The organism is Streptococcus sp. DD11, assembly GCF_001578865.1.
GTDB classification, from domain to species: domain Bacteria; phylum Bacillota; class Bacilli; order Lactobacillales; family Streptococcaceae; genus Streptococcus; species Streptococcus panodentis.
The window spans coordinates 336,124-337,774 of sequence record NZ_KQ969396.1; the positions used below are offsets into that span (position 1 = coordinate 336,124).

General features: G+C 45.9%; 2 protein-coding genes and 1 tRNA gene. All 3 read right to left on the minus strand.

Annotated elements, in window-relative coordinates; genetic code table 11:
- Nucleotides 1-257: 257 nt before the first annotated feature.
- Nucleotides 258-345: transfer RNA gene (locus STRDD11_RS10955), tRNA-Ser, on the minus strand.
- A gap of 51 nt (nt 346-396) precedes the next feature.
- Nucleotides 397-1,227: a DUF695 domain-containing protein gene (locus tag STRDD11_RS10960; protein ID WP_128837302.1), complete on the minus strand. Its 831-nt coding sequence runs from the start codon at nt 1,225-1,227 to the stop codon at nt 397-399.
- A 213-nt stretch (nt 1,228-1,440) separates the two neighbouring features.
- A partial coding sequence (locus STRDD11_RS13905; RefSeq protein ID WP_206512702.1) for a hypothetical protein occupies nt 1,441-1,651 on the minus strand: 211 nt, incomplete at its 5' end.

Here is a 1,651-nt window from a genome sequence, read left to right on the forward strand (position 1 = left end):
CGGTCCTGCGGACTGGTTTCCCTAAAAAACTTATGGAACCTAGTTCTCACTGACGCTCGAACTGCATCAATGGCCCTAAACGCAAGTCGGTCCTGCGGACTGGTTTCCCTAAAGAAACTATGGAACCTAGTTCTCGCTGACGCTCGAACTGCATCAATATCTCTAAATTCGATTTCGTTCTGCGAACTCATCTCATTAAGAGATATAGAAAAAACGCCCGAAAGCGTTCCTTCTGATATTGATGATGTGAGATAGAACGGAAGACATGGGATTCGAACCCACGCACGCTTTTACACGCCTACTGCGTTTCCAACACAGCCTCTTAAGCCTCTTGAGTAATCTTCCATAAAGGAGGAAGCTAATCGCAACCTCTAAATTGTAAACATCTGATAACCATTATACCACATCACAGCCCCAACCGCCATAGTCTCCGTCAAATTTTTTTACAAATTCGATTAATTTCCAGATATTTTGGTTCAAATCAAAGATTTCTGTATTATCCATGCGGGTCAGATGCAGCTGATAAGGCTTGGCACTGTCATCCGTCTTTTCCATTCTGGCAAGCCGATAGCCCAGCCCTTCTGCTTCTTGAGCAAAAGCAGCACGGTCCTCTTCAGAGGCAAAGTAAATCCAGTGATCAAGCTCCCGCTCCTGACTGTGGTCATCACCAGCCCTTTCCAGCTCATACCAAACCCGCTGATTGAGAATGGTCTGGTACTCATAGTCATTGGGATAGAGAAAGTCAAAATACTGCGTCCAGTCTTCATCAGCCAAAGTCGCCGAATCATACCGATGGCTCGGAAATGCCTTCATCACACGCGCAATGGGCTCCAGATGGCTCCTCTTATCCTGCAGATAAAAGTAAAATTCGATATTGCCGTCTGTCGTGACCACACCGACATGGACACCTCCGACCTTGGCCAACTCCTCTGCAAGCTGATCTTCGATAGCATTGAGACTGTCAAACTCCGCGCTGGAAGGAAAGCCTGTCTCAGCATCATACTGCAAGAGCGCAATCTTCAGCCGCATGGCATAAGGATAGAGCGCATAAGGGGCCTCCTCAGCCAGAGCCAAGTTCAAACGGATACTGGCAAGCTTATCATCAATGAAGGTCGAGAAAGAGCCCCACTCACTGGGAAAGCCGTCATCTGCCGGAACTGCTTCCGGCACAGCTTCTTCCTCTTCAGACTCATCTTGTTTGCCAAATAGATTTTTAAAAAAACTCATATCAAAAATCTCCTTAGGATCAGCAGGGGCCGGCAGGAATTTCAGAGCCTCCTCAGAAACGCTCAGCTCTTTTCGTATACTACTACCAAACTAGTATAACACAAATCAGAAATTTGGCAAGCTGCAAAGGCATTTCCACATACCCCACACACGAGAACTTGACATCTTATAAATTTCTATGTTAGAGTAATGATAGTGTAAGACTGATTCAGTTCAGCGCCCTGTGAGACTGAGATAAAAGTCCTTCAGTTTCGCTTTGTTTTGGTAAAAAACTCTTGACGCGGTAGCTGATTGCTCAAAAGCTCCAGTGGAGCTTTTGAGGTTATAGATAGAGCTTCCGAGAGGAAGCAACAAAAGCACTGCTTTGAGGTTATGGATGAAACATCCGTTAGGATGTGTCAAGACTGTTCGTCTTTTAGACTCC

Bases quoted from the DNA above. Each gene is read 5' to 3' on its own strand.
- STRDD11_RS10960 (WP_128837302.1), bottom strand. From the start codon at position 1,227: ATGAGTTTTTTTAAAAATCTATTTGGCAAACAAGATGAGTCTGAAGAG.